We start from the raw sequence: 21625 nt of genomic DNA on the forward strand, positions 1-21625 counted from the left end.
GATTTATTCGTTCACCCAATTTAAACGGTCCATTTGATTATAGGGCCAAGGTGCTCCGTTGTTTTCAATATTGGACATCATATTGTTCAACTCCATCGGAGCTGCGGATTGCTCCATGACCAAATAGCGCCGCATTTCCACAATAATGGACAACGGGTCAATACTTACGGGACACGCCTCAACACAGGCATTGCACGTAGTGCACGCCCAGAGTTCTTCTGGGGTGATGTAGTCATTCAATAATTGTTTGCCATTGTCCACGAATTCACCTTTATTGGCATCTATGACCTTCCCTACTTCTTCCAATCGGTCACGGGTATCCATCATTATTTTTCGGGGCGATAATTTCTTCCCGGTTTGGTTGGCGGGACATTCCGAGGTACATCGACCACATTCCGTACAGGTGTACGCATTCAACAGCTGCACCCAGTTTAAATCCATTACGTCTGATGCACCAAATTTTTCTGGTTCACCTGAATCATCGCCCTCTGCTGGAGCTGCATACGGATCAGCGGAAGGGTCCATCATCAATTTTACCTCATTGGTAACAGATTCCAAATTTGTAAACTGACCCTGGGGCTTTACTCGACCATAATAGGTATTGGGGAATGCCAATAAAATATGTAAATGCTTGGAATAATATAGATAATTCAAAAAGGCCAAGATGCCCAAAATGTGCAGCCACCATGCGCTACGTTCAATCAGTATAAGTGTTGAAACGGAAAGACCATCAAACAAAGGGGTTATAAACTGACTGATGGGAAATGCGCCTGCCTTGGTATAATGTGCCGCTCCTAATTGTTGCAACTGGTAATCGGCAGCATTCATAGTCAAAAACAACAGCATCAACACCAATTCAATATAAAGAATCAGATTACCATCGGTTTTTGGCCATCCTTTCATTTCGGGTTTAATGAACCGCTTCAGCTTGATGATATTTCGTCTAATCCAAAAAACCACAACAGCCACAATGACCAATAAGGCCAAAACTTCAAAAGAACCTATTAGAAAATCATACAGTGCACCGAGTGGAGCAAATAATCGATGGGTACCTAAGATCCCGTCCAAAATAATCTCCAATACCTCAATATTGATGATGATAAAACCAACATAGACAATAATGTGCATTAGTCCCGCAATGGGCCGAACCACCATTTTGGTTTGCCCTAAAGCAATACGGATCATGTTTTTCCAACGTTGAGGTTTATTGTCGCTTACGTCCACATCTTTGCCCAGTTTTATGTTTCGTGACAATTTTTTAACGTTCTTGGTAAAGAAACCAATGCCCACAATCAGGGCGATAGCAAAGAGTATATTGGGCAAATATTCCATCATGTCCTAGTTCTGGGTCTGTGTTGAATCTGCAGGATCATTCTCTGGAAGCGTATAATCCTTTTGTTTTTTTCCAAATACGGATACGTTGACATACCGTTTGGGATTCAACCTAAAGTCTTGTAGCAGCAAATCCAATTCTCTGGAAGCTTCAGCCAAATTGTTGTACAACGCCTCGTCTTTGCTGAGCTTGCCCAAGGACCCCTCGCCTTTTTCAATTTTTCCAAGGATGACATTCAATTTATCCACAGTGGTCTGGAAGTTGGTAAGGGTTCCTGCAATATCCACACTTGCCAACGAATCGGAAAGTTTGGAGAAATTGGAAGTAATCTTATCTACATTTTTAAGCGAATTGTCCAGTTGTGCTTGGTTGTTTTCCAAGAGTACATTTATTTTATCCGCACTACCCTTGAATGCTTTAACCAATTGATTGAGTGAAACAATGGTTTCCTTCAATTCTCTTTTGGTGGGGTCGTCCAGTATCTGGTTCACGTTCATCAACAAAGTGTCGGCATGGGACACAGCACCTTCTACCTTCATTTGCAATGGTGTCAACTTTTGTTGGACTAATTCCGTAATACCCGGCTTTATTTTAGACTGAAGGGTGTCTCCTGATTGGGCAATAGGGGCCCCATCAAAAACAGGAACAATCTGTATTCCTTTACCTCCAATGATTCCGGTATCAAAAAGCTCTGCCACACTATTTTGGGAAAAGTCAAACTCATTACTCACTGAAAACGTCACCAGCAACTTCCCTGAGCTGTCCTTAAAACCAATATTGGTCACGTTGCCCACGCTGTATCCATTTATGGAAACTTGTGTGCCTGGTTGTAGACCGCCTACGGATTCGTATACGGCATAAAATGTTTTATTATTGTCGAACAGTGGGGAGGATTTTAAATAGCTAAGCCCAAAAACAAAGGCAAAAATTCCTACAAGTACGATAACCCCCGTTTTAACTTCCCTGGATAGCTTCAAAGGATTCGGTTTATGGTTTAAACAAAATTAGGAATAATTTTGACAAGGCTGGTAAAGATGTCCATTAGTTCGTGGCTTGCGACAATGGCACACGTTCTCCATTCTTGTAAGCCACTATATACGACGTGGTATAGCCCTTGGCATCTGCATTGGCTTTCAGCTTTCTTGCCTCTTCCATGGTTGTTGCATTGCCATACATATATCTATATAGGTTCTTATAGGGTTCTCTGGACAAAATGTCCAACCCTTTAAAGTTCTCACTTCTTAAAGGGATATTTTTGGCACTGGCCAAAAGTTGCACCTTAAATACAACGCCATTATTGGTGGGCACGATAGTTTTTACAACTTCTTTTTCAGGTGTTGACACCACGGTGGTTTCTTCCTTATTGGGTATATCGTTTGTATTTTCCTGGGTTTTTTCTTCCTCTTTGGTTTCTTCTGGAAGTTCAACAACTACCTCCGTATTCTCTATTTCCTTGGAAATGGAACTGAGGTCGGCTCCGGTGTTCAACTCAGATTTATAGGCCAAAACAGCATCGGCAATGGCCTTTCCCATTTCATTCTGACCTTTTTTTGAATTTAAGTAGGTTCCTTCACTTTTATTGGTCAGAAAACCAGTTTCCACTAAAACGCTTGGCATAAAAGTTTGATGGAGTACAATAAACCCTGCTTGTTTTACCTTTCGGTCTTTTCTCTTCAGCTTTACGGTAAAATTATCCTGAAGCTTTTTGCCAAGCAGAATGCTTTGGTCCAAAAATTCTTCCTGCATAATGGTGAGTCCAATTACAGACTCCGGTGAGTTGATGTCGTACTCGGCGTAGCGTTGTGCGTAATCATCTTCCAAATAAATAACGGAGTTCTCCTTTTTGGCCACCTCAAAGTTTCGTTGGTTGGCATGGAGTCCCAATACAAAAGTCTCGGCACCATCAGCATCTGAATTGTGGGCATTGCAATGCACGGAGACGAAAAGATCGGCATTGGCCTCATTTGCAATCTCACCTCGTTTAAAGAGGTCCACAAACGTGTCATTATCCCGAGTATAGATAACTTTTATGGATGGGTCTTTCTCTAATTCCTTACCAGCTGCAAGCACCACTTTTAAGGCAATATCCTTCTCTAGAAAGCCATTTCCTATATTTCCAGGGTCATGTCCGCCGTGTCCTGCGTCCAAGACTACAATAAACTTATCCTTCTGTTGTACTTCGGTATCATTTTTGGTGAAAGAAGTCAAGGGAAGGACTACGAAAAGAAAAACTAAAAATGCAAACCGACTTTTATTCATAAGAACTTACTAATTATGGTATTCTCTATTGGTTAAAAATATCGTAATCCCCCATAAGCGGAACAAAAAATATATGTAAGTTTGAGCCCAAAAACTGAGCCAAACCAGCACAAAAATAGGATTTATCACGTTGCAATCAAACAAACATCTTTTAGTTTTCCTATTTGTTCTTCTATGTGGCAGACTCACCTTAACAGCTCAGGAAGACCCTATTACACCTTTGCCCATCAAAGCTGTACAGGATAGTATCACGGCTCCATTGCTGCCTGCCGATTTTCTTAAAAGTCCCAATGAGGTTGATTCTGTCGAGGTAGATTCCGCATCCCAAAAACAGCCTTTATTGCTGGACAAAATCAAATATAAGGCCAAGGACTACGTAAAACTTAGCCAGAAAGATAACAAAATTTATTTATACGATGAGGCAGAAATCTATTATCAAGATACCGAACTAAAGGCAGGTGTTATTGTAATGGACTATGTGAAGAACGAGGTGTATGCAGGCCGAATAAAGGATGAAAATGGAGTTTATTCGCAGCTCCCCTTTTTCAAACAGGGCGACAATGAAGTAACACCGGATTCCATCCGTTTTAATTTTGATACACAAAAGGCCCTGATTTGGAATTCAAGGACGGAGCAACAAGCTGGTGTAGGCCAATTGGGGAGTGACGCCATGAACGTTTATGCTGAAATCACAAAAAAGGAAAACGATTCTGTTTACTTTTTAAGTGAAGGTAAATTGACTACTTCAAAGGACACGGCAGACCCAGATTATTACATTCGTGTGCGGAAAGCTAAGTTTGTGCCCAAAAAGAAAATTATTGCGGGTTATAGCAACATGTACATTGTGGATGTTCCCACTCCCATTGCCTTACCCTTTGCTTATTTTCCCTTATCCAGTGGACGAGTGGCCGGATTGCTTTTCCCAACCTTTGGGAATGACCCGCAGCGCGGCTATTTTCTTCAAAATGGTGGATATTATCTCCCCATAAGTGATAATGTGGACCTTAGTGTGATGGGAGACTTCTATACCAATGGCAGTTACGGTTTCAGAGGGCAATCCATTTATGCTAAACGCTATAAATTTAGAGGGAATGTCAACGTCAGTTATGAAAACTTAATCCGAAGTCAAAGAGGTTTTGATGATTACAGCAGAACAAGCAACTATAACATTCGAATATCGCACACCCAAGACCCAAAGGCCAGTCCGTATTCGCGCTTTTCGGCCTCAGTAAACTTGGGAAGCAGCCAATATTATACCAACTCGCTAAACCAAGTTAACCGAAACAATTCACAGACCAACACCTTTGCCTCTTCCATAAGTTATTCCAAAACGTTTCCAGAATACCCCTCAGTGAATGCCAGTTTGACCCTGAGTCATACCCAAAACTCAAGGACGCAGTCCATCAACATGTCCTTGCCAACTTTACAGGCCAGTATGGAACGGATTTTTCCTTTTGCCAAAAGAGAGGGCATAAAAAAAGGAATCATACAAAACATCAACTTTCAATATGATGTAAATGCACAGAACAGCATAACCACTACGGAGGAGGATTTCTTTACAAGTAAGATGTTTGAGGATGCGCGAATTGGTGCTCGCCACCGAATCCCCATCGGAACCAACTTTAAGGTAGCAAAATACCTCAGTGTCAGCTTGAACGGTAGCTATGAGGATGTTTGGACCTTGGAAACGATACGTCGCAGATACGATACTGAACAAGAAGCGGTGGTCACCGACACTATTCCCGGATTCGACCGCTTCAACCGATATAACCTTGGGGCCAGTGTGGGAACCGTGGTTTACGGTACTTTTAATTTTGGGGAGGATAAAAAGATTCAGGCCATACGCCATGTTATGCGACCTTCCATTGGATATAGTTACACTCCTTCCTTTGAACAATTTTATGATACGTATACAGATGAGGACGGAGAAGAAGTGCAATACACCCCTTTCGAGACCAGTATCTACGGAAGACCTTCATTGAACCGTGGAAGCTCGCTAAACTTTTCATTGCAGAACACCCTTGAGGCCAAAGTGAGGGACAAGGATTCTACGGCCACGGAACCCAAAAAAGTGAGCATCCTCAGTAACCTAAGCTTATCAACCAGTTATAACTTTGAGGCAGACTCATTAAAATTGAGTCCCATCAACCTTAGTGGGGCCACAGAAATCATTAAAAATGTACCCATTAATTTTTCGGCAACCCTGGACCCCTATGCCATAGACAATAATGGCAGACGAATAAACACCCTGAATGTAAAAAATGGTGGAGGACTATTACGACTGACCTCGGCACGATTGAATACCGGTTTCTCCATTAATAGTGAGATGTTCCAAAAAGGCGGGGCAAAAAAGAAAGCAGGTGACCAGTCTAACCAAGATCCGGATTATGGCGCCAACCCCTTTGAACTTAAAGGTGTACGAGATGCCCAACCTCATTTTAACAAGGGTAATCAAGATGGAGGAGGCGATAAAGACAATCCAATTTATGGCACAAAGATTCCATGGGACATGCGTTTGACCTATGTTGCTACTTATAACAACCGAAACCGAGAAAAAGAAATTACCAACCACTCCTTAATGTTCAGCGGAAATGTTCAGCTTTCGCCAAAATGGGAGGTTGGATTTAATTCTGGATACGACTTTAAGAACAAAGGTTTTGCCGATACCCGATTTAACTTTCAGCGAGACTTGAGCAGTTTTAGACTAAGTTTTGATTGGACTCCCTTTGGCCGCTTTGAGCGTTGGTACTTCTTTATTGGGATAAAGAGTTCTCTGCTTAGTGATCTTAAATGGGAAAATAGAAGCCAACCTTTTAGTGGCAGAAGATAATTTTAAATACTTTAACACCCAGCAAAAAAGCTATAATCAATGAAAAAAATAGTCAATACCCCTAATGCTCCAGCCCCCATAGGTCCCTATAACCAAGCAGTGTTGGTAAAGGATACGCTCTACATTTCAGGACAAATTGCGTTAGACCCTGCAACGGGTGAATTGTTGAAAGGGGATGTTAAAGCAGAGACCAAACAGTCTTTGGAAAACCTAAAAGCCATTCTTGAAGCTGCTGACATGACTTTTGAAAACGTGGTGAAAACTTCGATTTTCATCAAGGACATGAACCAATTTTCCCAAATCAATGAGGTATACGGTACTTACTTTAACCCTGAAACCGCTCCGGCTAGGGAAACTGTAGAGGTTGCCAACCTTCCAAAGTTTGTAAATGTTGAAATTTCAATGATTGCAGTTAAATAGTTTCTTTGTGAAACTCAACCAACCCTTCAATGGGTCTTCTGCGGATTACACCTAAAATCAGGTCATTTCGTTCCAAACAAGCGGTGAGTTCATCCTGAAGGAAGTGTGCAATACTGCCCACAAAACTAATGGGAACCTTGGTGGCCAGTTCAAATTGCATGATGTAGTTGTTCACAAACTGCTGGAACCCTTTTTCAATGACTCCCTTGCAGTAGGGATGCTCTTTGTTTTCAATGATAAATCGGGCAAATGTGGCCAAATACGTATTGGGGTTGGGTTGTTTGTAAAGGTTTTCTTTGATAACATCCGCATCCAGATTGTATTCCTTGGCGAACTTTATCCCCAAATCTTGAGGCATTTTGTGAAAATAATAATCCCGCAACAATTTTCTTCCGAAGAAATTACCACTACCATCATCCATTAATATATATCCCAAAGACGTTACTTTTTGGAACAATTGGTGACCGTCATAATAACTGCAGTTAGATCCTGTCCCCAAAATGCAGACAATACCCTGTCTACCAATCTTGGTTGTGGAGTAAATTGCCGCATAAGTATCTTCGCGGACCTCGGTCTTGGCATTAGGAAAAAAATCCTTGAAGATTTCTTTCAAGAATTTCTTCATTCTATCGGTACCGCAACCGGCGCCGTAAAAATATAACTGACGTACTTCTTCTTTGTTTTTGGAAAGCTCAAAATTATTCGCCAAACGATCTTCGATTACCTCACGGGTAAGAACCTCTGGACTAAGTCCCAAAGTTTGGGTAAGGAACAATTGTTCCCCTTTATCGTCCAGCGCAATCCAATCGGATTTGGTGGCGCCACTATCCACAATTAATATCATACGTCTGAGTTTAGTGAGTGAATCCTGAAAGGGGCCAAAACCCCTTTCAGGAAATATATTGTATGGCAAAATAAAAATTAAAGACTGGCTGCGTGCTCTGCCAAGTCGACCAATTTGTTGGAATATCCGGTCTCATTATCGTACCATGAAACCACTTTGAAAAACTTAGAATTTAACTCTATTCCAGCATCAGCATCAAAGATGGAGGTTCTTACGTCTCCAACAAAATCTTGTGAAACCACCAATTCCTCAGTGTAACCCAAAATACCTGCCAATTCGCCTTCAGAAGCTTTTTTCATCGCAGCCTTAATGCCTTCATAAGACGTTTCTTTTTGAAGTTTTACGGTCAAATCCACTACAGAAACATCAGCAGTGGGCACCCTAAAGGCCATTCCTGTCAATTTTCCTTCCAAGGAAGGGATAACTTTGGTAACCGCCTTAGCAGCACCTGTAGCAGCTGGAATAATGTTCAAAAGGGCACTTCTACCTCCTCTGTAATCTTTTCTAGAAGGACCATCCACGGTTAATTGGGTGGCTGTGGTAGCGTGGACTGTGGTCATCAATCCTTCTTCAATACCGAACTCATCGTTCAACACCTTGGCCAAAGGCGCAAGACAGTTTGTGGTACAAGAAGCATTGGAAATAATGTTGTCTGATGCTTTTACATCTTTATGGTTTACACCCATAACGAACATGGGAGCATCTTTGGATGGAGCAGAGATAACCACTTTTTTAGCACCCCCATCAATGTGGTACTGGGCAGTTTCCAAGGTGGTGAAAATACCTGTGCATTCCGCAACGATATCAGCGCCAACTGCATCCCATTTAAGGTTTTTAGGATCACGTTCGGCTGTGATTCTTATGGTTTTTCCATTTACGACCAAGTTACCGTCCTTTACTTCAATGGTACCATCGAACTTTCCATGTACAGAGTCGTACTCCAACAAATAAGCAAGATGCTCAACATCCAACAAATCATTGATGGCAACAACATCCACATTGTCTCTCTTTACGGTTGCGCGAAATACCAACCTTCCAATCCTACCGAATCCGTTGATTCCTATTTTTAAATTTGACATGTTCTCGTTTTTAGTTTTTACATTAAGTTGTCATTATATCGGAAACTCGTATGAGTTCTTTATCTATTTCTGTGTGGGCCTTGATGGCTTCATCGATAGGTGTCAACACCAATTTGGTATCTCGTATCCCCACCATATAATTGGATTTACCCTCCAATAAGCTTTCAACGGCCTTTACCCCCATTCTACTGGCCAAAACCCGGTCAAAACAACTTGGATTCCCTCCACGTTGCATGTGTCCCAAAACAGACACTCTTACATCATAGATGGGAAGGTGTTCCTCTACATATTCCTTTAGCTCGAAAACATTCTTACCGGTTTTATCCCCTTCGGCCACAATAACAATACTGGATGACTTACCAGATTTTTTACTGCGTTTTAAGGAATCCAGCAAACGCTCTAAACCTAGGTTCTGTTCAGGTATCAATATTTCTTCGGCACCAGCCCCTACCCCTGCGTTCAATGCAATATGGCCCACATCGCGACCCATTACTTCCACGAAGAAGAGTCGGTTATGCGAACTTGCGGTATCCCTAATTTTATCGATGGCATCCACAACCGTATTAATGGCGGTATCAAATCCAATGGTATAGGAAGAACCTAGAATATCATTGTCTATAGTGCCTGGAATTCCCATGATGGGAAAGTTGAACTCTTGATTAAAAAGCATGGCACCGGCAAAGCTTCCATTACCTCCAATCACCACAAAGGCATCAATACCTTCCTTAACCAATTGGTCGTAAGCTTTCTTCCTTCCTTCCTTTGTTCTGAATTCCTGGCAGCGAGCAGATTTAAGGATTGTACCTCCTTTATTGATAATATTGTTTACGCTACGGGCATCCAATGTCTTGAAATCACCTTCAATCATTCCCTGGTACCCTCGGTAAATACCCACACACTCAATTTTCATGTACGCGCAAGTACGCACCACAGAGCGAATTGCCGCATTCATCCCCGGAGAGTCTCCACCGGAGGTAAAAACTCCTATTTTCTTTATTTCTGAGGCCATTCAAAATTTTAAAGGGTCAAAACTAGGAAACTTTATTCAAAATATGAATGCCTTAATAATTTATTTGTTTTCTGGGAAATCCTCAAACGTTTTCGTAAGAAATTCATCAAAAACAGTGAAAAAATATAACCTTGTTACGGTTGTTTTAGGGGTGACTCCTTTTTCGGCCTAAATCGAATCAAACTATCCTTTCCCATAGTTTCCAAAGGTACAGGCTGTTCCTCTAAATCTTCTTGTTCTGGAGCCTCTTCACTCTCCTGCTTTTTATTGAATACTCTTTGCATCAACTCCTTAAAGCTGTTGAAGTCTACCTGATAGGAAAGACCTACCCCTTGGGTGTAGCCTTGGCGCTCTGCCAAAAATTGTTGTATCTGATTTTCTCTGTTGAATATTTTAGCACTCAGGGTTCCTTGTTCATTCAACAACACCTGAACCTCAACATCACCTGCTACCACAGTTTCCGAAACGCCTCCTACCGGAACTCCCACCCTACCATTTATAAGGATTCGGTCTGAGATTTGGGTGGATAAGGTAACACCAATCCTATCTTCAGTTCTTATGTCTGCATTGGGATCTAAGAGCCCTTGCTCATAGGAAAGTCCCAGATTTAATTTGTCATTGTTGCCTGCCAAGATTTGATTGAGTAAGCCTGAAGCCGTTTGTATAAGATTTCCAGTAACCGCTTGTTGATTGATTCCGGTCTGGGCATTTACAAAGGTCCCTTGCGCCAGAAGGAAAAAGGCATTCCGTTCTTTTACGGTTGGGTCTTGCAACCTGTACTCCAATTCGGACTGCACCACAGAGTTTGTACCCGGAAAATCAATATCAAAATTAATGTTTGGGCTTTCCAATTCGCCATCCAAACGTACAACCACCTCAGTTGGAATCCTTCCGGTGTATCCTGGATTATCCAAAAGTGGGGCTGGGTTGGCATTGAGTGAATATACCGCTTCCAAGTTCAACTGTGCTGCCAAGGGATCTCGTTCCCATAGAATGGTACCTCCGGGGCGCACTTTGAACTTTTTGTCAATCACCCCCCCATACTTAAAGTTGAATTCTCCGGTAACCGCAACAAATTCACCATACATATTGAACTTGCCGTTGGTATTGATCTCTATCAACAAGATTCCTTCCCCTGTACCTTTCAGTGAGCTTCCTGAGCTTTGATCCACCACAATTTCCACTTCGGCCTCTGGGGTAACAGCAAGGTCAAATTCCATTTCCAGTCCTTGGTAATCTTGCAGTACTCGTTCTTCGGTAAACGATTGCGACCCTCCTTTTTCAATAAAATTGATAAACGAATAATCCCCAACGCTCGTCACGTCACTTAATGGAATCTTTAGCGAAGTTCCCCTAGCCGTGGTGGCGTCCACTTTAATGGTGAGTGCATCGGTGGGACCGTAAATGCTTCCAGTACCATTTATAAATCCTTGTCCATAGTAAAGGGACTCTTCATCAAACTCGGTGTTGAGAATCATAAACCGATTGTTTTTGGTATCCACATCCAACCCCAGATACCAATCTTCAAACCCGGTATGGCTGATGGTACCATCCAACGTAGCCGTTGTGCCTTCAGCAACATCTGAGAGGCCTATATTTTCAAAATAGAAACTCTGATCAAATAAGCGAACACGGGAATACTGGGCAAAATTATAGTCCACATTAAGGTAGGGAATCCCTATACCGGCATTAACAAGGCTAAGTGACCCATTAATGGAAGGATTACTGACACTTCCAGTAACTTTTGCACTCCCTATGATACTCCCCCTGATATTGGATATGACGTCTTCTCCCAAAGGAGCGAACGGTTCCAAACTAAAATCGGTGAAATTTGCGGAGAGATCCAATTCTTGTTTATTATTATAATTGGTAACCTTGCCATTTATGCTCATTTTTTCCTTTCCATTGTCATTGAGCCAAGTGCTCACCCCAAATTCGGTCAAATCATTGTTTCCAAAAATGCCCAGCTCCAAATCTCCCAACCGAATATCATTGACACTAAAGTTGCTGATATTTAAACTGGAGGTGGGCAAATACTTGCCATCTTTTTGGAGGATGTTCAGAAACCCATCCACTGAGCCATTCAATTTAAGACTGTCTATGGCGGGGGTAATCTTATTGAGGGAAACAATCTTAAATTGAAGGTCCAAATCCTTATAGGTTGAATCAGCAATCTCACCTCTCAAGCGAATTTGCTCTCTATTTTTGTTGTCCATCACCACATCCTCAATTCGGATACTGTCTAGGGTTCTGTTAATGATGACCTTGTTCTGACTGTTCCCATCTTTGTTAAGCACCCAAGTGTTGCCTTTAAAACTAACATCAGATTTCTTTAATCCTATAACAGATTTATTGTTCTCGTTAAAGGTGTGATAGAAATTGAGGTTGTAACTGTCATTGTACTCGCTACCTCCCTTAAATTCTGTTCTAAAGAACAGTGTATCCTTTAAGGTGGTATTGATCAAACTAAAATCCTTTATGTCATAATAATTTGTAGACATGTCCTCTACGGACACGAAGGTGTTGAAGAGCGGATTCTTATTGTCTATTTTAAGTTCAATATTATCAAACTTATTACCGAAAGCTTCAATACTGGGCGATTTAAAAGTGAGTTTAAAATCACCTTCATCAGATACAATATTTCCTCTTATAAACGTATTGGGATCAAAGGCAACTTCTGGGAAGAAAACATCGACAATTTTGTTGTAAATCTTAAAATTGAAGTCCAAATGTTGCCCTTCAGAAATTTCGTGGGGTTTATAATTGGTGTAAATGCTACCTATGGAGTTCTGCACCAATTTTCCAATTTCATTGACCCTGAACTTTCCTCTCACATATCCTGTAATGATGTCGGGTGAATTGATCTCAACCGTCCGCACCGTATCTTGGTCAAACGAGGAGTACACCGAAAAATCCTCAAAATAATACGTGGAGTTCTGATTTTGATAGGTGGTGTTCGAGAACCGCATCTGACCTGCCATATCATCAAGAGTTCTACCTTCAATATCCATATTTACATGACCTTTGAAAATGGAGATGCTATCATCAATAAAGTTGAGCTGCTTTAAATCGGCATAATCCACTGCGGCAATAAAGTTGAACTTGTTCTCCCTTCCACCAAAATCGGCCAATCCTTTAAAATCGAACCGGAAATTTTCGTCATTGCACAGTAGGGAACCATCAAACAGCTGATCTTTTAAGATTCCTGAAACCTTAATGTTATTGTACTCGTATTTGTTGAACTGCAGCTTGTATACATCACCAATGACCTCGGTATTCAAATTCTCTGCAGCAAAGCCTTTTCCTTCCACATTAACATCCAAAGAAGTGAGGCCCAATTCATCGTCATTAGTGAATTCTCCCAAATCAAAATCAATAAGGGATATAAAACCAATGTAGGAAGCGTCATTTTTTGCTTGGAGATTTGTCATTTGTACATCCATATAGCTGCTACCCACCGCTGTATTGAGGTTTATTTTTACATCGAGGGAGGTCTCCGTAACCTCAACATCACCCCGAACCGTAAATTGCCCCAACTTTTGAACAGTTTCTGGAATGTTCCTTCCTAAAATATTGGGCAATAATGCCCTTAATTGATAATAACTGGAGGTTAGGTTGTCTATATCGCCACGAATGACAAACGGTGCTTGGTCCGTGAACATATTGTCAAACTCAAAGTCCCCCCGAACCCCTGTGTTGTCTGTAAAGAGGAAAAGATTATCTACGATAAGTTTATTGAGCACACCTGAAAAATCACCCGAAAGCGTAACAATCCTATCTTGCCCAAATTCGTCATAAAAAGCATTCACTTCGTTCAGTGCTACAGTAGATTCCGTAAAAGTGGCGTCAACCTGAACACGGTCCACGAATTGCGCAAAATCCTCGCGATTGTAATTGAACACCAAATTACCTTTAAGTTCAGATTGTTCAGTATCAATGAGAAGTTCATCAAACCGCATCTGTTCTTTGGTATACTTGAAGTTCGTGGCCAATTTTTTAAGTCGAAGCCCCCGTTTTGCGTCTAAGGAAAGATCTTCAATGTTCAAGGTAACCTGCGGCCCCAAAATTTGAAAGTCGTTGGCCAGAATCTTCAGTTCGGTAAAATTTAATATTCCTGGAGATTCCAAATTTTCATCACTGAGCATAAATCGGCCTTCATTGATTTCAATCTGATCAGAAGACATAAAAAAAGGAGGGGTTCCGGGAGGTCTTGGTTTACCATCATCAAGTTTGGCCACAAACACGTCCAAATTGGTATCGGATTCTCCTTTGTAGGTTTTTAGGTTGAAAAAGAGGCCATCAACCTCAATGTCCCCAAATTCCATTTTCCCGTTGACCATATTTCGTATGTTCAAGACAGAAGTGGTCAACTTATTAATATACGCCAGCGTATCCTTTTTATAATCTTCCACATAAATGCCCTTTATGCCTGCATTTAAATTAAAAAGCGATAAGCTTACTTGATCTATCTGGATATTTGTGCCAAATTCATTGTTTATGGATTCCATGGCATATTTTGCCATTTTGGTCTGCACGGCCGGCATGGATAAAATCAACGAGCCCAGCACCATAATCAGCAAAATTGCCAACAGGAAACGAAGTAGTATTTTCCGAAGTTTTTTGATAGGGCTTTATGTTTTACCTTTGATGTCCAATTTTTGTTCCAAAGCCAGTGGTAAATTCAAAAAATTATATTCTTGCAATTGAATCATCGTGTGATGATACTTCTGCCGCCATTCTCTGCAATACAAAGGTACTGAGCAATGTGGTGGCCACACAAGAAATCCACAAGCAATATGGAGGTGTTGTCCCAGAGTTGGCATCGCGGGCCCATCAACAAAACATTGTCCCTGTGGTACACCAAGCCTTGGCCAAGGCAAATATCGACAAAAAACAACTATCTGCCATAGCCTTTACGCGCGGCCCCGGACTCATGGGTTCACTGCTGGTGGGTACCTCATTTGCCAAATCGTTGGCGCTCGGCCTAAACATTCCCTTAATAGAGGTAAACCATATGGAGGCGCATATTTTGGCCCATTTTATTGAGGATGAAACCCGGACACCTCCTACATTTCCGTTTTTGGCCATGACCATAAGCGGTGGACATACCCAAATTGTGAAGGTTACCGATTATTTTACCATGGAAGTGTTAGGTGAAACCTTGGACGATGCCGTTGGCGAAGCTTTTGATAAAAGTGCCAAACTCATGGGACTTCCCTATCCCGGTGGACCATTGGTGGATAAGCATGCACGGCAGGGCAACCCGTTGGCCTATGATTTTCCAAAGCCGAAGGTAGATGGACTCAACTTCAGTTTTAGTGGATTAAAGACCAGCATCCTTTATTTTCTGCAAAGGGAGACCCAAAAGAATCCCGATTTTGTTTCAGAAAATATCGATGATATTTGTGCCTCGGTGCAGTATACCATTCTAGAAATCTTAATGGAAAAGCTACAACTTGCCGTTGAACAGACCGGAATCAAACAAATTGCCATAGGCGGTGGGGTTGCGGCCAATTCTGGCATACGAACTCGTTTAAAAGAAGCCGAGAAATCTCTTGGCTGGACAACCTATATCCCTAAATTTGAATATTGCACCGATAATGCCGCTATGATCGGTATTGTTGGTTATCTTAAATTTATGGAAGGTGATTTTACGGACCAGAGTGTAGCTGCTAAGGCGCGCTATGCCATTGGAAGCAAATAATTAGGCCAAAACAACGAAACTAAATCAATGCAGCTCTTTTACGACCCCAGTCTGGATCATAGTGCCACACAGTTTGTCTTTTCAGCAGAGGAAAGCAAACATATTGTCCGGGTGTTACGTAAAAAGGAAGGTGATGTTTTGCTCATCACCAATGGAAAGGGGTATTTGTTTGAGGCAGAAATATTAAAGGCTGACCCGAAGAAATGCAAAGCCCGAATCATTTCAACCAAAAAGTCGATTCCTAAGCGGTACCATGTACACCTAGCCGTGGCGCCAACCAAAATGAACGATCGTTATGAGTGGTTCCTTGAAAAAGCTACGGAAATTGGGGTTGATGAAATCACTCCTATCATTTGTGACAACTCCGAACGAAAGACCCTAAAACTGGAACGGATGGAACGCATGCTCCAATCGGCCATGAAACAATCCTTACAAACCATTCTTCCAAAACTCAATCCGGTTACACCGCTTAAAACTTTTGTGGAAGAGCCGCATACCGGACTCAAATTTATAGGTCATTGTGATAATGGGGATAAAATGGAATTGAAACGACGTGTAATCGCTGATATGGATATCATCATTCTCATTGGACCTGAGGGAGATTTCTCCAAGGAGGAAATAGATTTAGCCCGGGAAAAAGGCTTTATCCCCATATCGTTGGGAAACACGCGTTTGCGTACCGAAACCGCTGCTGTGGTAGCCTGTACTACCGTGGCAATAATCAATGGTTAGTTGTTTATCGCAGTTTTGGCAGCAGCGATAATATCCAGATTTTCAGACTCCATCACTAATACAAGAGTCAGGTCATCCGTTGGGGATACCAAATATGGAATATTGATTGAAGCTATTCCAGATTGACGCTCCAAATCGATATATTGCTCTGCAACCACAATATTTGTATTGCGAAGCGTCCTATTTCTATTTTCACCTCTTTTCACCTGAGTTGTCCGCTCGTCAATCACCAAAACAGCTCTCAATGATTTCTGGTTTATATCACCAATAGTGGAATATTCAAAATTAACTTGATCATCGATAGCTTTTACAGACTCTAGCTTTATCCCATAACCCTTATTCTTTGTGGAATAGAATTTAATTTTGGCATGTGCCGTAGTTGAATTGGACCCTACAAAATGTTCCTTTCCATTGACCACTATTTGCGGTGTATAATTGTTTGGAGAACGAAATTTTCTATTATAAGCACTTTGCTTTTTGGTATAGGCCGATTTGGCAAAAGGGTCCTTCCAACCAATATAATCCCAATAATCCACATGGTACGACAAGGCAAAAACCGATTTGGGAAATTCTTTCTGAACCCTTTCCAATAGTGCATCTGCAGGTGGGCAACTGGAACAACCCTGTGAGGTAAAAAGTTCCAACACAACAAAGGAATCCCCATGCTTTAAATTGATTCTTGGCTTTTGATTTTTACCAACGTTGGCGGTGTACAACGCCATTAGCGACATCCCAAAAAAGGCAAATGAGAGAAATATGATTTTTTTAATCATGAATACTGTACTTTTGACTAGTTGGTTAATCGGATTTACATGAGGCAACTTACCCTGTACAGCTGTATTTTAACGTTTTTTATGATGGCCATGGTCCACGCACAGGAAATTGCCATCCTTAAATATGGCGGTGGTGGTGATTGGTATTCCAATCCAACAGCTTTGCCCAACCTCATTCAATTTTGTAATGCCAACATTGGTACACGAATCGCTCCAGAACCCGAAACTGTGGAAACTGGGAGCGTTACCATTTTCAAATATCCATTCCTCCACATGACCGGTCACGGAAATGTCTTTTTTACCGATGAAGAAGCAGAGAATCTAAGAACTTATCTTCTTTCCGGAGGGTTTTTGCATATTGATGACAACTATGGCATGGCCCCATATTTAGAACGGGAACTGAAAAAAGTATTTCCTGAAAAACAGTTGGAGGAACTAGGAGCGGACCATCCTGTATTCAATCAAAAATATCAATTCCCCGATGGACTCCCCAAAATACATGAGCATGATGGCAAAAGGCCACAGGCCCTTGGCATTTTTGAAAACGGAAGACTTATACTCCTATTTACTTTTGAATCAGATTTAGGAGATGGCTGGGAAGACCCTTCCGTGCACAACGACCCCGAGGATGTTCGGTTAAAAGCGCTTCAAATGGGAGCAAATATCTTGGAATATGCCTTTAAAAGTTAATCCATGACATCAAAGACCATAGCAAACGGAGTTTTAAGGGCCGTAACCATTATTGCAGCGGTAGTTCTTCTGTGCTATTTCCTGTACAAAATTCAATCTGTTATAGCCTATTTGGCCATAGCCGTGGTCATTGCCTTGTTGGGCAGGCCGATTGTTTTGTTCTTACGAAGAAAACTGAAATTTCCCAATACCTTGGCCGTGGTGACCACCATGGTATTTATGCTCGGTATTTTTCTTGGAATATTGGCACTGTTCATTCCATTAATTACGGAACAAAGTAAAAATCTTTCCCTTTTGGACATTGAGGCTTTAAAGGCCGATATCAATACCCTGTACGTTCAAATTTTAGAATATTTTGGGGCTACCTCGGGAAATGTGGAAGATTTGATTGAGGAATCCCAGCTTGAGGAAAGTATGCTCAAAGACCTGAACTTTGGTTTTATCCCAAATTTCCTCAACTCATTTGTGAACACATTGAGCAATTTTAGCATTGGTCTTTTCTCAGTTCTATTTATCTCATTTTTCTTTCTCAAAGACAGCAAACTTTTCCAAAACGGTTTACTCACTTTTGTGCCGGACAACAAGGAAAGTAATCTGGTGAAATCCATTGACAAGATCAACGGATTGCTCTCAAGATACTTTGCCGGAATTCTGTTGCAGCTTTTCATTCTATTTGTTATTTACACCATTTCACTGTTGATTGTTGGTGTGGAAAATGCCATCGTAATTGCATTCCTTTGTGCCCTTTTCAATATCATTCCTTACGTGGGTCCAATCATCGGGGGAGCCATTATGATTACCCTAACCATGACCAGCTATTTGGGAGCTGATTTTAGTACGGTAATTTTACCAAAAGCCTTCTATGTTTTAATCGGTTTGGTGATTGGCCAGCTTATCGATAATTTCTTTTCACAGCCCTTTATTTTTTCCACCAGTGTTAAATCCCACCCACTGGAAATCTTCTTGGTCATTATCATTGCAGGCTTACTTTTTGGAGTGGTAGGTATGGTGGTAGCCGTACCTGGATATACCGCAATAAAAGTGATTTTAAAGGAATTTATGGACGAAAACTCCTTTGTGAAAAAGTTTACGAAAAACTTATAGTATACGTTTGAATAAATTCATATTAAATACTGGTATACAGGAATTTATAAAAAAAAATTGGAGAGCTGACATCGTGTCAGTCCTACTCAAAAAGCCGGTATTTGAGGGCATTTCCCAGAAAGAGCTTGCAGAACAGTTGGAAGCCAAGAAAAAGTGCAAGGATAAGTTACCTTCTTGGTTCAATACCCCAAACATTTATTACCCCAACAAACTCAATATTGAGCAAACCAGTTCCGAGGAAACTGCACGTTACAAATCAGGTTTGGTAGATGGAAAAACACTGCTGGACCTAACCGGAGGATTGGGCGTTGACACCTATTATTTTTCTAAAAAAATCGACACGGTTTTTCATTGTGAAATCAATACAAATCTGAGTGAAATTGCCCAGCACAATTTCGAGGTTTTGGGTCAAAAAAGCATCGTTTGTCTTTCACAAAATGGTATTGATTTTTTGAACGAAACCGACAAAAAATTTGATTGGATATTTGTGGACCCTTCGCGACGAAACGATGAAATTGGAAAAGTGTTTTTGTTCAAAGACTGTCTCCCCAATCTTCCAAAACACCTTCCTCTCCTTTTCAAAAAATCCAAAAATATTTTGGTAAAAGCCTCTCCTCTTTTGGACATCAAACAAGGTATCGAAGAACTCGATTTCGTAAAGGAGGTTCATGTCGTTGCCATTCAAAATGAGGTGAAGGAACTGCTCTTTCATTTGGAGCAAGATTATGACGGCTCAGTAAGAATTAAAACCATCAATCTGGTCCATGAAGAAGAAGTGACTTTCAATTTCAACCATGAGGATGAACCCCATGTTAAAGTGGAATTCGGCTCACCTGAAAACTATCTCTATGAACCCAATTCGGCTATTTTAAAATCAGGAGCATTTAAATCGGTGGCGAATGCCTACGGCCTAAAAAAATTACACCAACATTCACATCTATATACGTCAAATGGCCCAATAAACTTTCCTGGAAGACGGTTTTCCATAATAAGGGCACTACCCTATTCCAAAAGCAACGTAAAGGAATTTTCACAGCAAAAAGCAAACATCACAACGCGGAATTTCCCCATGTCCGTAGCTGAAATTCGAAAAAAACATAAAATCAAGGAGGGAGGCGAAACCTATCTCTTCTTCACGAAAACTTTCCCTGATGATCTAATGGTACTGGAATGCAAAAAATGGGAATGACCTATTCCAGATTATCCAACCATTCATATAATAGAGTCATCCAATTGTTCAGGCGTTTATCCTGCAGAGCCAACGAAAATCCATGCCCACCCTTCGGATAAATATGCATAGTCACCGGAACATTTTCCTTTTTAAGCGCACTGAACATCAAAATACTATTTTCAACCGGGACACCTTCATCATCCTGAGCATGCAACAAAAAAGTGGGTGGAGTATCCTTGGTGACATTTTTGTTTGCTGAAAATCGGTCAGACATCTCATCTGAAGGGTTATCTCCTAACAATGCCCCTCTTGATCCTGTATGGGTCGTGGATTTCTCCATGGAAATCACGGGGTAGATTAAGGCCATAAAATTGGGTCGTGCACTTACATCATCAGCTTCATCCTGTTTTTCATAAACGTCGTCCTCGTAATGGGTGCCAAGTGTGGAGGCTAGGTGTCCACCTGCAGAAAAGCCCATGATTCCAATCTTTTCTTCCGAAATATTCCACTCAGCGGCTTTGCTTCTCACCAAACGAATGGCTCTTTGGGCATCTTGCAAGGGAACGACTTCTTTTTCCTTTACAATGGATTTGGACAATGGCAGACGATATTTCACAACAATCCCGGCCACTCCCCTAGAGTTTAATGCCTTGGCCATGTCAATTCCCTCCCAATCGTACGCTAGTCCATAATAGCCACCGCCCGGAAAAATAACCACCGCTTGTCCATTGGCATTGCTCTTTGTGGGCAAATACACTTCAATGGTGGGTTCTTGAACATTGCTTATCCATTTGAACCGTTCAGTCTCTATTTTTTCCTTTTCATTTGATGGTTCCTGATTTGGAATTTTCTTGGACCACAAGGGCATAATGGTGTCTTGTGCCGAGAGACTCATGGTGAATAGGCCAATGAGCGTCACGAAAATTGATGTGTGTTTTGAATATTTCACTCTGTTTGTTTTTAGTTATTCTTTACAGTCCCATTTAAAATTGGCCACCTTATCGTTGGAAGCAGCTGATAAATTATAATGCCACCATTCTGTTCGGATGGACCAGAAACCATGCTTCTCCATGGTTTCCTTCAGCAATTTACGATTGTCCAAAATTTCTTGGGGGAGGTCCAAATTATCGTGGTATGCCCTTTTTCCGAAGAAATCAAAATCGGTACCCATGTTCAGTTCGTTGCCCTCTAAATCAACCAAAGTGATGTCCACGGCCCCACCCTTGTTATGAATTGATCCCTTTACAGGATTGGCCACATATTGGGGATTGGGAACTATTTCCCACATCTTGTATTGCACTGAATTAGGTCGATAACAGTCGAAAAATTTAATTTTGACACCCTTTTCCAAAAAGTCTTTATTAGCCTCTATCAGTGCTCTTGCGGTTTTTACCCGGGTATAGCATTCCGCACAATCATACACCTTCGCCTTTAAAAAATTGTTTTCAGTGGCGTACCGCATATCATAAGCAAAATCATCACTAAAATCCGCCAAACGTACAAAAGTGGTATCGGCGAGACCTTCAAAAGATTTTAGCTTTTTAACAGGCTCAACCATAGTGTCAACTTCCTTAACAACAATGCGTTTTTGTTCCACTACCTTCTCTTCCTTTGGTTTTTCCCGACAATTGAAAAAGGTAAGTGCAATCAAACTAAGCAACAAATATCTCATTTGAG

17 protein-coding genes are annotated in these 21625 nt (G+C 41.3%); 7 read left to right on the forward strand and 10 right to left on the reverse strand.

The window, feature by feature from the left end:
• Positions 1-3: 3 nt before the first annotated feature.
• The 3 genes from ACFOWS_RS10325 to ACFOWS_RS10335 form a co-directional block, all read right to left on the reverse strand.
• Positions 4-1332: a 4Fe-4S dicluster domain-containing protein gene (locus ACFOWS_RS10325; protein WP_379764514.1), complete on the reverse strand. Its 1329-nt coding sequence runs from the start codon at positions 1330-1332 to the stop codon at positions 4-6.
• A gap of 6 nt (positions 1333-1338) precedes the next feature.
• Entirely contained in the window at positions 1339-2310 is a 972-nt protein-coding gene (locus ACFOWS_RS10330; protein ID WP_379764199.1) for an MlaD family protein, read from the reverse strand.
• 64 nt (positions 2311-2374) lie between these two features.
• Positions 2375-3592, reverse strand: a complete 1218-nt coding sequence (locus ACFOWS_RS10335) for an N-acetylmuramoyl-L-alanine amidase family protein (RefSeq protein ID WP_379764201.1) — start codon at positions 3590-3592, stop codon at positions 2375-2377.
• 130 nt (positions 3593-3722) lie between these two features.
• Here ACFOWS_RS10335 and ACFOWS_RS10340 point away from each other — a divergent pair, with 130 nt between their 5' ends.
• Both ACFOWS_RS10340 and ACFOWS_RS10345 read left to right on the forward strand, forming a co-directional pair.
• On the forward strand, positions 3723-6422 hold the full coding sequence (locus tag ACFOWS_RS10340) for a putative LPS assembly protein LptD (RefSeq protein WP_379764203.1): 2700 nt from the start codon (positions 3723-3725) through the stop codon (positions 6420-6422).
• A 39-nt stretch (positions 6423-6461) separates the two neighbouring features.
• A complete protein-coding gene (locus tag ACFOWS_RS10345) occupies positions 6462-6842 on the forward strand; it encodes a RidA family protein (protein ID WP_379764205.1) in 381 nt (126 codons plus the stop codon).
• On the opposite strand, the gene ACFOWS_RS10350 is transcribed toward ACFOWS_RS10345, so the two are convergent.
• The 4 genes from ACFOWS_RS10350 to ACFOWS_RS10365 form a co-directional block, all read right to left on the reverse strand.
• Positions 6835-7686 carry an N-acetylglucosamine kinase gene (locus tag ACFOWS_RS10350; protein WP_366588508.1) on the reverse strand — a complete coding sequence of 284 codons (852 nt, stop codon included), beginning with the start codon at positions 7684-7686 and terminating at the stop codon, positions 6835-6837. The genes ACFOWS_RS10345 and ACFOWS_RS10350 overlap by 8 nt on opposite strands.
• A 77-nt stretch (positions 7687-7763) precedes the next feature.
• Positions 7764-8765, reverse strand: a complete 1002-nt coding sequence (gene gap, locus ACFOWS_RS10355) for a type I glyceraldehyde-3-phosphate dehydrogenase (RefSeq protein ID WP_366588505.1) — start codon at positions 8763-8765, stop codon at positions 7764-7766.
• A 22-nt stretch (positions 8766-8787) separates the two neighbouring features.
• A complete protein-coding gene (pfkA, locus tag ACFOWS_RS10360; protein ID WP_366588504.1) occupies positions 8788-9774 on the reverse strand; it encodes a 6-phosphofructokinase in 987 nt (328 codons plus the stop codon).
• Positions 9775-9908: 134 nt separating this feature from the next.
• On the reverse strand, positions 9909-14318 hold the full coding sequence (locus ACFOWS_RS10365) for a translocation/assembly module TamB domain-containing protein (protein ID WP_379764516.1): 4410 nt from the start codon (positions 14316-14318) through the stop codon (positions 9909-9911).
• A 128-nt stretch (positions 14319-14446) separates the two neighbouring features.
• On the opposite strand from ACFOWS_RS10365, the gene tsaD reads away from it, so the two are divergent.
• Together tsaD and ACFOWS_RS10375 are read left to right on the forward strand one after the other, a co-directional pair.
• Positions 14447-15478, forward strand: coding sequence for a tRNA (adenosine(37)-N6)-threonylcarbamoyltransferase complex transferase subunit TsaD (tsaD, locus tag ACFOWS_RS10370; protein ID WP_379764208.1), 1032 nt, complete (start codon positions 14447-14449; stop codon positions 15476-15478).
• A gap of 27 nt (positions 15479-15505) precedes the next feature.
• Positions 15506-16210 carry a 16S rRNA (uracil(1498)-N(3))-methyltransferase gene (locus tag ACFOWS_RS10375; RefSeq protein ID WP_379764210.1) on the forward strand — a complete coding sequence of 235 codons (705 nt, stop codon included), beginning with the start codon at positions 15506-15508 and terminating at the stop codon, positions 16208-16210.
• On the opposite strand, the gene ACFOWS_RS10380 is transcribed toward ACFOWS_RS10375, so the two are convergent.
• On the reverse strand, positions 16207-16983 hold the full coding sequence (locus ACFOWS_RS10380; protein ID WP_379764212.1) for a DUF1223 domain-containing protein: 777 nt from the start codon (positions 16981-16983) through the stop codon (positions 16207-16209). The genes ACFOWS_RS10375 and ACFOWS_RS10380 overlap by 4 nt on opposite strands.
• A 39-nt stretch (positions 16984-17022) precedes the next feature.
• Between ACFOWS_RS10380 and ACFOWS_RS10385 the strand changes: the two genes are divergently transcribed.
• The 3 genes from ACFOWS_RS10385 (at position 17023) to ACFOWS_RS10395 (ending at position 19966) form a co-directional block, all read left to right on the forward strand.
• A complete protein-coding gene (locus ACFOWS_RS10385; RefSeq protein ID WP_366588493.1) occupies positions 17023-17673 on the forward strand; it encodes a DUF4159 domain-containing protein in 651 nt (216 codons plus the stop codon).
• 3 nt (positions 17674-17676) lie between these two features.
• A complete protein-coding gene (locus tag ACFOWS_RS10390) occupies positions 17677-18777 on the forward strand; it encodes an AI-2E family transporter (protein ID WP_379764214.1) in 1101 nt (366 codons plus the stop codon).
• A 73-nt stretch (positions 18778-18850) separates the two neighbouring features.
• Positions 18851-19966 carry a THUMP-like domain-containing protein gene (locus tag ACFOWS_RS10395; RefSeq protein WP_379764216.1) on the forward strand — a complete coding sequence of 372 codons (1116 nt, stop codon included), beginning with the start codon at positions 18851-18853 and terminating at the stop codon, positions 19964-19966.
• A 1-nt stretch (position 19967) separates the two neighbouring features.
• Here the strand turns inward: ACFOWS_RS10395 and ACFOWS_RS10400 are convergent, their stop codons facing one another.
• Together ACFOWS_RS10400 and ACFOWS_RS10405 are read right to left on the reverse strand one after the other, a co-directional pair.
• The gene (locus tag ACFOWS_RS10400; RefSeq protein ID WP_379764218.1) at positions 19968-20897 is read right to left on the reverse strand and encodes an alpha/beta hydrolase; all 930 of its coding nucleotides are present in this window, start codon (positions 20895-20897) and stop codon (positions 19968-19970) included.
• 15 nt (positions 20898-20912) lie between these two features.
• Positions 20913-21620, reverse strand: a complete 708-nt coding sequence (locus ACFOWS_RS10405) for a M15 family metallopeptidase (protein WP_379764220.1) — start codon at positions 21618-21620, stop codon at positions 20913-20915.
• Between the last annotated feature and the right edge of the window lie 5 nt (positions 21621-21625).

Source organism: Flagellimonas marina (assembly GCF_042651185.1).
In the GTDB taxonomy this organism is placed as follows: Bacteria; Bacteroidota; Bacteroidia; order Flavobacteriales; family Flavobacteriaceae; genus Flagellimonas; species Flagellimonas marina.

What these genes read in the sequence shown, in the direction of transcription:
- ACFOWS_RS10325 (WP_379764514.1), bottom strand. Translation starts at nt 1,332, where the DNA reads ATGGAATATTTGCCCAATATACTCTTTGCTATCGCCCTGATTGTGGGC.
- ACFOWS_RS10335 (WP_379764201.1), bottom strand. Translation starts at nt 3,592, where the DNA reads ATGAATAAAAGTCGGTTTGCATTTTTAGTTTTTCTTTTCGTAGTCCTT.
- ACFOWS_RS10345 (WP_379764205.1), top strand. Translation starts at nt 6,462, where the DNA reads ATGAAAAAAATAGTCAATACCCCTAATGCTCCAGCCCCCATAGGTCCC.
- ACFOWS_RS10350 (WP_366588508.1), bottom strand. Translation starts at nt 7,686, where the DNA reads ATGATATTAATTGTGGATAGTGGCGCCACCAAATCCGATTGGATTGCG.
- gap (WP_366588505.1), bottom strand. Translation starts at nt 8,765, where the DNA reads ATGTCAAATTTAAAAATAGGAATCAACGGATTCGGTAGGATTGGAAGG.
- pfkA (WP_366588504.1), bottom strand. Translation starts at nt 9,774, where the DNA reads ATGGCCTCAGAAATAAAGAAAATAGGAGTTTTTACCTCCGGTGGAGAC.
- ACFOWS_RS10365 (WP_379764516.1), bottom strand. Translation starts at nt 14,318, where the DNA reads ATGCCGGCCGTGCAGACCAAAATGGCAAAATATGCCATGGAATCCATA.
- ACFOWS_RS10375 (WP_379764210.1), top strand. Translation starts at nt 15,506, where the DNA reads ATGCAGCTCTTTTACGACCCCAGTCTGGATCATAGTGCCACACAGTTT.
- ACFOWS_RS10380 (WP_379764212.1), bottom strand. Translation starts at nt 16,983, where the DNA reads ATGATTAAAAAAATCATATTTCTCTCATTTGCCTTTTTTGGGATGTCG.
- ACFOWS_RS10385 (WP_366588493.1), top strand. Translation starts at nt 17,023, where the DNA reads ATGAGGCAACTTACCCTGTACAGCTGTATTTTAACGTTTTTTATGATG.
- ACFOWS_RS10390 (WP_379764214.1), top strand. Translation starts at nt 17,677, where the DNA reads ATGACATCAAAGACCATAGCAAACGGAGTTTTAAGGGCCGTAACCATT.
- ACFOWS_RS10405 (WP_379764220.1), bottom strand. Translation starts at nt 21,620, where the DNA reads ATGAGATATTTGTTGCTTAGTTTGATTGCACTTACCTTTTTCAATTGT.